Genomic DNA, 6753 nt, shown 5'->3' with positions numbered 1-6753 from the left:
CGGGCGCACAAGAACGAATTGATCAACATGTTGCGCGCCGAAGCGCCCGCCGATCCCGGATCCAAACCGAGTCTTCCGCCTGGTCGGATGATTTCAGAGCGAGACTCAGGTCATCAGACCGAATCTTCTTTGGCCTGTGGCTGTGAAGTTTTTGAAGAGCGGGCGGCCATCATCGAACATGAAGGCGGGATTCCAAGAGAATGGGCTGAAGGGATGGCGCTTCTTCTCGTCATGCCCAGACCGCAAGACATCCCCCTGGCACGGTGGCACAAGGTCCTTCGGGCAGTGGGCGTGTTCATTGAACGACACGGAAAGGAAGTCGATCGACTTGGATGGACCACCGAGGAAATCTTCGGGGTTCATGCCACGAGGCCAAGCGTTCGGTTTGGAAGTCAGGGGTTGGTTTACTGTCTGGCCGATTCCAATGTGACATTGGAAAGGTTGACCCGAGATGAGGCCATTTTTCGGACAAGTGGTGGGGCCAAGCAAACGTTTCGCCGGGCAACGCACAATCTGGATGGATCGGCGTTGCGAATGCTTTGGGATCGGGGAGGCATCCAATGATCGGACTTCGCCCGTACCAAATCCAAGCCGTTGACCGCCTTCGATCCACAATCCGAGCTGGACATCGGCGTATCGTCCTTGTTGCGCCGACCGGGGCGGGGAAAACAATCATTGCAAGTCACATCATTCATTCCGCCGTCGCACGAGGCACAATGGTTTTGTTTCTTGCACACCGCCGGGAGTTGATCAACCAGGCATCCAGCAAATTGGACGACGTTGGTATCGATCACGGAGTCGTTATGGCCGATCATCCACGGGACCGTCCTGAACTCCCGGTCCAAGTCGCAAGTGTCCAGACTCTGGTTCGGCGTCTGGAGGGAAATTCCGGCCTTCCCGAACTGATCATCATCGATGAGGCGCACCGGGCCACGGCGGCATCATATCGGAACATTCTGCACCGGTTCCCCAGGGCTACTGTCCTGGGCCTGACCGCTACGCCGGAACGGTCGGATGGACGAGGATTGGGGGAACTGTTCGAAGAGATTATCGAAGTTGCCAGCACCGCCGAATTGACTGAAATGGGCTTTCTGGTTCCCGCCAGGATCCATGCGCCATCGATTCCGGACCTTGCCAAACTGAAGATCACCCAGGGAGATTACGACAAGGGGCAAGCATTCGCTGTCATGGACCGGGCCGTAATCGTCGGGGAAATCGTCGAACATTGGCTTCACCTGGCCAAAGGCAGGACAACGGTTGCGTTCGCGGTGAACGTCGAACATTCAAAGCACATCCGGGATTCCTTTCTGGCAGAGGGCGTCCATGCCGAACATCTGGACGGGACAACTCCAGAGACCGAGCGTGACGCAATCCTCAACCGATTGGCAACAGGGGAAACCCTGATCGTGGCCAATTGTGGAATCTTGACTGAAGGATGGGATCTGCCACGAACGTCTTGCGCCGTTCTGGCACGCCCCACGAAATCGACCGGGTTGTATCTGCAAATGGTTGGACGGGTTTTGCGGACCGATCCGGGAAAAGGCGATGCCATCATCCTGGATCATGCCGGATGCGTTCACGAACATGGTTTCCCCACCGACCCCCGTGAATGGAGCTTCGAAGGGAAGAAACGGCAGAAGGAAAAGAACGAGGCCAAGTTGAAAATCTGCCCGGGTTGTTTCTTTGCGTTTTCCCCGGGTCGAAAAGTTTGCCCGCAATGCGGTTGGCAACCGGCGCTCCACCCGGTTCGGGGTGTGGTCCAGACCGGCGGGCATCTTGTCCAGTTCGAATACAACGTTCCCGCCTTGAATTCGAATCGCGTGAACGTCGTGAAGGATCTTGCCGCTTTTGCCAAGGCAAAAGGCTATAAGGAGGGGTGGGTTTGGCACAAGTTGAAAGACCAGTACGGGAGACAAATCGCCAATTCGCTGATGCGGGAGGTGCGCACGAATCAGAAAATCATACGCGCGTAACTAATCGTCCGCACTGCGTACAGCCGTAATATCAAACGAAAAATTTGTCCAAATGTTCGGGGTCCGGCGGATATTCGAGTGTCCTGGAGATTATCTTCCTGGCGGACACGGCAACCCATGCCATTCGCATTCTGGCGCGGTCTGACCGCAAAGATGGAGTTGTGTTGGCTTATTGAGCAGAACGCCTTGTATCGCTTCCTGGAACGATCACTCCCTTTATGATCGCGGGAGCCAGAGCGTCGGAACAGTAAAAAAAATCGACCAGGAAGACCCTCCCCCCGACAAGGCTTCCTTCCTATCTCAAGAAACGGTATCCTCCCCAACGAAAAGACGATTACTGATGGCACGCAGCCATGGCGGAATCGTCAGGACCAAGGAAAGACCCCATTTCATAAAGATGCGGTCGTTCAAGAGGTCGAATCCTTCAAGAAGGATTATGCAAAGGGCATCGAACGGTATGGCTTGAAAATCGTCATACTCGATGATTTCAATGGAAAATTCACAGGGTGGACCACCGATGCATCAGAAAAAGCAATGGGAGCCTATTACCCCAGAACTAGAAGAGTTATTATCAACAGATCCCTTATGTTTTCTGCCAGAGACGCTCGTGAGACGCTCGCCCACGAAATCTTGGCGCACCACGGTCTTAACACGCTTGAAAGGGTGGTTAAGGTCAACCCTCGCCAGGAAAATGTTCCCTGGTTGAAATGCCATCAAGGCCCGCGTTTCAAACGCGCCTCTTGCCCATCGTTTGGAAATGGCACGTCATGGTTTTGTTGTCCCCCTGGAAGAAGACTTTCCCGTGAGTGCCACGGTCACATTCGACACCTTGGCATATGCCAAGAAACTTAAGGCTACGGGCGTTCCCGAATCCCAAACTGCTTCCCGATCGCCACGGTTGTCAAGTTTCTTCATTGAGGGGTAGAATGGGTGATGACTGAAACCGTGCAAGAGGAGAGACCGATGACCCATGCGATCGCGTTCGACACGTACACCTACGTCAAGAAACTGCGGGATGCGGGAGTTGACGAAAGGCAGGCGGCCATTCAGGCCGAGGCACTCGTCGCTCTGATCGAGGAACGATTGGCCACCAAGAGGGACCTGGCCCAGACCGAAGCCGTCTTGCGCCGGGACATCAAGGAACTGGATGTCAAAATCGAGTCGGTCCGTGCCGAGTCGAAGCGGGACATCGAGTCGGTCCGGTCGGACTTGAAGCGGGACATCAAGGAACTGGACACGAAGGTTGAAGTCCGAATCAAGGAACTGGAGCAACGGATGGTGATCAAGCTCGGGAGCCTGATGGTTGTTGCCGTCGGTGTCGTGGCGGCGATGGTGAAGTTGCTTTAGATTCCCGTGGAAGGGTCCTGGAAATCCCCTCCACCGAGTCTTGGACTGCGCCCTTGCTCCCAGAGTGGCGTTTTTCCGGAAAGCGTTCAGTCCGTCCTCCCCGCAAGGGAGGGTAGGTGGAAGATGCGTACCCTTTGGATTTGTTTCCCGGAAGGAAACACTACATTTGACCGTGAGTGTCAGGGATTTGGCAGAAAATTCAGCGACGTTTTTTGTTGGTATATTTGATGGTACGGTGAAGATTGTGTTTGTTAAAAATATATAATATTCAATGATATATCGCGTCAATGTGATAGAGCCTGGCCCATTTAGAAATATAAGAAAGCTATCCGTACAGAAGCCACCCTCCGGGGTGGCTTTTTTCGTCTGGAATTCCACAACAATTCCAATGGTTACGGCGACGGCCAAAAATGGGTTCACCCCCGGCGAGGTCGGCCCCCCGCCTTTTTTGGGGAAAACCGGCCCCAAACCCTCTCTCTTTCTCTGTGCCCGAGGTCGTCGGCCCAATCCGACCTCACGCCCCTTTTACCCCGACCTCTCCCAAAAAATCAACAGGTTGCGCGCACCCCGACCTCAGAGGCATTTCGATCCCCCTCCGCACTACTCAGGGGTCGAGGGAACCCGGCGTCGAACGGGTGACCACGGGAAGCAGGTGATGATGTATTGACATGACAATGCAACCGCATTACCATCTAAGACATTCCTCCTCTATGCTCTGGAGCGTGCCGCCATGATGCCCCTCGAAGCCGAATCCACCCTGACAGATCGCTATCAGACCACGGTGCCGGAAACCGTGCGCCGTGCCCTCAACCTGGGGAAGCGGGACAAGATCCATTATACGATTCGTCCCAGCGGCGAGGTCATCCTGACGCGGGCCGATCTTTCCCTGGAAGACGACCCAGTCCTGGAGCGATTTCTGGACTTTCTGGCCCACGACATGGCCAACCACCCAGAACAGGTGCAAGCGGTCGATTCCAGTCTGATGCACCGCATCCACGCCCTGGTCGCTGGCATCGAGGTCGATCTGGATGCGCCGTTGTCTGCTGAGGATGAATGAAAACCTCGACCGGCGTGGTCATCCATGGTTGGACCCTCTTCGTTCACCCGTTGTGTCTGGCGCAGCTTGAGGCCCTGATCCGACAGGTCGAGCAACTCCAGCGCAACGATCCGCTGGGATATGTCCGGAAAAACGCCAGCAAGCGCCTGGCGGCCATCCGAAAGTTGATGTTCGAGGTCATTCCCCAGGATCCGACGCGACCGGAATACCGGCAGGGGCATACCCTGGGAGACCGCCGCAAACACTGGTTCCGCGCCAAGTTCTTCCAGCAATATCGGCTCTTCTTTCGCTATCATGCCTCATCCAGGGTGATTGTCTATGCCTGGGTGAATGATGAAGAAACCAAACGCGCCCACGAAAGCGATCAGGACGCCTACCGGGTGTTCGGAAAAATGCTGGCGGATGGTCATCCCCCGGACGACTGGGAGCAGTTGTTGGCCGAAGCGCGTTCGGTTGCCGCGTGGCCTGTGTCGGCGGAAGGCGATGGGTAGATCGAAGTGAGGTTGTGGACCCTCCACCCGCGATATCTCGACGCCCAGGGACTGGTCGCCCTGTGGCGGGAAGCGTTGCTGGCCCAGAAGGTGCTCCAGGGAATGACCCGAGGCTATACCCGGCACCCGCAACTGCTCCGGTTCCGGGAACAGGCGGACCCCGTCGGATCTGTGGCCGCCTATCTGCGGGAGGTGCATCGGGAGTCGCTGCGGCGGAGATACCGGTTCGACTCCAGCCGCATCGCCACCTCTCCCTGGGAGGGTGCAATTCAGGAAACCACCGGTCAACTCCTATTCGAATGGGACCACCTCTTGAGGAAGATGTCTCTCCGCAGCCCGGCACATCATGACTCATTGCTCTCCGTCTCCACACCGCATCCCCACCCCCTGTTCATCCTGGTGGAAGGCGGGGTCCAGACCTGGGAGCGCACCGGACGCGATCCGGTGAAGGCGCCATGATGATCTACGTGGATGCCGACGCCTGTCCGGTGAAGGCCGAGGTGATGCGGGTGGCCGAACGCCATGGGCTTGCCGTCCACATGGTCAGCAACCAATGGATGCGTCTGCCCGCCCATCCCCTGCTGAAAATACAGGTGGTCGCGGGCGGTCTGGACAAGGCCGATGACTGGATCGTGGAGCGCATCGAGCGGGGGGATATCGTCATTACGGCGGACATTCCCCTGGCTGCCCGCTGTCTCGTCAAGGGAGCGCGGGCCGTCGGCCCTACCGGCAAACCCTTCGATGATGACGGCATCGGCATGGCGTTGGCCATGCGGGATCTCAACGCCCACCTGCGCGATGCCGGAGAGATCCGGGGTAGCGGCCCGCCCTTCGGCAACAAGGACCGGTCGCGGTTCCTCCAGGCTCTGGAAGAGGTGATTCAAGCCCTCAAACGGGGGCGGTGAGTCCGTCTCATGCCGTTTGGCCTTCCTTCCGCAAGGTTCCCATCACCTCCTGAACCTGTTCCAACTCATCCTGGACCACCTGCATCACCACGAACAGCGAGGCCGGGGTTGGTTCGTCCGCCTCCCGCCGCCGTTCGGGGCCGCATTCAGCCAGCATCTGGACGATGGCCATGGCCCGCGCCAGGCTGAGATTGATGGTGTCCACCTGTTCGAGCGTCAGGGAATAGGGATGGTTCATGGCGGCGTTCCGTCGTTGGAGTCATGGGAAACGCGACGACCATAAAATGAGTCTATGCGACGTTCAAGGATATGATAACCAAAGTCGTCATGCCGCCCGGATACCGAACAGTTCCTGCTGCTCCTCCCAATCCAGAGGAATCCCCTCCCGCAGCTTTTCCAGACTGATGCTGTCCGGGTAGTCCCCACGCAGGATGGTCTCCACGATGGCCGGGGCCAGGATGTTGAGTTTCAACAGTTTGGCGAGGTAGGACTTTTCCACCCCCTCCTTTTCCGCCAGCTCCTTGATGGTGGCGACCTCGCCGGATTCCAGCAGGCCCTGCCAGCGCCGCGCTCTGACCAGGGCGAGCACCACCGGATCGTCGGGCGTGGCGGGGGTGGAAGCCGCAGGGGGATCGGCGGTGCGTCCGTCCGGGGTGAGGATCACCTTCCGCCCCCCGCGCCGCCGCAGTTGCATGGGGATGTGAATGTGCAGGATGGCGCCATCCTCCGAAAGATGGGCCGTACTCATGCCGCGCTCCTTTCCTGATTCGAGGTGAGTTCGTCCACCAGCGCCCCCAGGCCTGCCACCCGCAGGCGCAGGTCGAGGCCGTTGACGCTGACCACCAGTTGCTCCACCAGCAGCTTGAGCAGCCGGTTCTGCTCCAGGGGGAAGAGTTCCTCCCACATTCCAAGGAGAAGAGATCCGATTGTCCCTTGCTGACCATGGGGTTGGTAGTCGATGGCAGCGGCTTTGTGCGGCG

10 protein-coding genes are annotated in these 6753 nt (G+C 57.7%); 7 read left to right on the top strand and 3 right to left on the bottom strand.

The genetic code is table 11. From position 1 onward, the window contains the following. The 7 genes from HQL76_17950 to HQL76_17920 form a co-directional block, all read left to right on the top strand. Positions 1 to 564: hypothetical protein (locus HQL76_17950; GenBank protein ID MBF0111052.1), on the top strand; the 564-nt coding region annotated here is incomplete at its 5' end. Beyond that, on the top strand, positions 561 to 1973 hold the full coding sequence (locus HQL76_17945) for a DEAD/DEAH box helicase (protein ID MBF0111051.1): 1413 nt from the start codon (positions 561 to 563) through the stop codon (positions 1971 to 1973). The genes HQL76_17950 and HQL76_17945, both read left to right, overlap by 4 nt. A 963-nt stretch (positions 1974 to 2936) precedes the next feature. Next, positions 2937 to 3320 (top strand): hypothetical protein, encoded by a 384-nt coding sequence (locus HQL76_17940; protein ID MBF0111050.1) that lies wholly within the window; start codon positions 2937 to 2939, stop codon positions 3318 to 3320. 733 nt (positions 3321 to 4053) lie between these two features. Next, positions 4054 to 4377 (top strand): type II toxin-antitoxin system PrlF family antitoxin, encoded by a 324-nt coding sequence (locus HQL76_17935; protein ID MBF0111049.1) that lies wholly within the window; start codon positions 4054 to 4056, stop codon positions 4375 to 4377. Then, positions 4374 to 4868 carry a type II toxin-antitoxin system YhaV family toxin gene (locus HQL76_17930; protein ID MBF0111048.1) on the top strand — a complete coding sequence of 165 codons (495 nt, stop codon included), beginning with the start codon at positions 4374 to 4376 and terminating at the stop codon, positions 4866 to 4868. Before HQL76_17935 ends, HQL76_17930 begins: the two co-directional genes overlap by 4 nt. Before the next feature lie 6 nt (positions 4869 to 4874). Continuing rightward, positions 4875 to 5327, top strand: a complete 453-nt coding sequence (locus HQL76_17925; GenBank protein ID MBF0111047.1) for a DNA lyase — start codon at positions 4875 to 4877, stop codon at positions 5325 to 5327. Beyond that, positions 5324 to 5773: a YaiI/YqxD family protein gene (locus HQL76_17920; GenBank protein ID MBF0111046.1), complete on the top strand. Its 450-nt coding sequence runs from the start codon at positions 5324 to 5326 to the stop codon at positions 5771 to 5773. The genes HQL76_17925 and HQL76_17920 overlap by 4 nt, the downstream gene beginning before the upstream one ends. 7 nt (positions 5774 to 5780) lie before the next feature. Here the strand turns inward: HQL76_17920 and HQL76_17915 are convergent, their stop codons facing one another. The 3 genes from HQL76_17915 to HQL76_17905 form a co-directional block, all read right to left on the bottom strand. Next, positions 5781 to 6011, bottom strand: a complete 231-nt coding sequence (locus HQL76_17915) for a hypothetical protein (GenBank protein MBF0111045.1) — start codon at positions 6009 to 6011, stop codon at positions 5781 to 5783. 87 nt (positions 6012 to 6098) lie between these two features. Beyond that, positions 6099 to 6521, bottom strand: coding sequence for a hypothetical protein (locus HQL76_17910; protein ID MBF0111044.1), 423 nt, complete (start codon positions 6519 to 6521; stop codon positions 6099 to 6101). Continuing rightward, entirely contained in the window at positions 6518 to 6679 is a 162-nt protein-coding gene (locus tag HQL76_17905; GenBank protein ID MBF0111043.1) for a hypothetical protein, read from the bottom strand. The genes HQL76_17910 and HQL76_17905 overlap by 4 nt, the downstream gene beginning before the upstream one ends. Positions 6680 to 6753 lie beyond the last annotated feature (74 nt).

This window comes from Magnetococcales bacterium (genome assembly GCA_015228815.1).
Taxonomy (GTDB): Bacteria; Pseudomonadota; Magnetococcia; order Magnetococcales; family UBA8363; genus UBA8363.
This window is presented reverse-complemented; position numbering and strand designations above follow the sequence as displayed.

What these genes read in the sequence shown, in the direction of transcription:
- HQL76_17945 (MBF0111051.1), top strand. Translation starts at nt 561, where the DNA reads ATGATCGGACTTCGCCCGTACCAAATCCAAGCCGTTGACCGCCTTCGA.
- HQL76_17940 (MBF0111050.1), top strand. Translation starts at nt 2,937, where the DNA reads ATGACCCATGCGATCGCGTTCGACACGTACACCTACGTCAAGAAACTG.
- HQL76_17935 (MBF0111049.1), top strand. Translation starts at nt 4,054, where the DNA reads ATGCCCCTCGAAGCCGAATCCACCCTGACAGATCGCTATCAGACCACG.
- HQL76_17930 (MBF0111048.1), top strand. Translation starts at nt 4,374, where the DNA reads ATGAAAACCTCGACCGGCGTGGTCATCCATGGTTGGACCCTCTTCGTT.
- HQL76_17920 (MBF0111046.1), top strand. Translation starts at nt 5,324, where the DNA reads ATGATGATCTACGTGGATGCCGACGCCTGTCCGGTGAAGGCCGAGGTG.
- HQL76_17915 (MBF0111045.1), bottom strand. Translation starts at nt 6,011, where the DNA reads ATGAACCATCCCTATTCCCTGACGCTCGAACAGGTGGACACCATCAAT.
- HQL76_17910 (MBF0111044.1), bottom strand. Translation starts at nt 6,521, where the DNA reads ATGAGTACGGCCCATCTTTCGGAGGATGGCGCCATCCTGCACATTCAC.
- HQL76_17905 (MBF0111043.1), bottom strand. Translation starts at nt 6,679, where the DNA reads ATGTGGGAGGAACTCTTCCCCCTGGAGCAGAACCGGCTGCTCAAGCTG.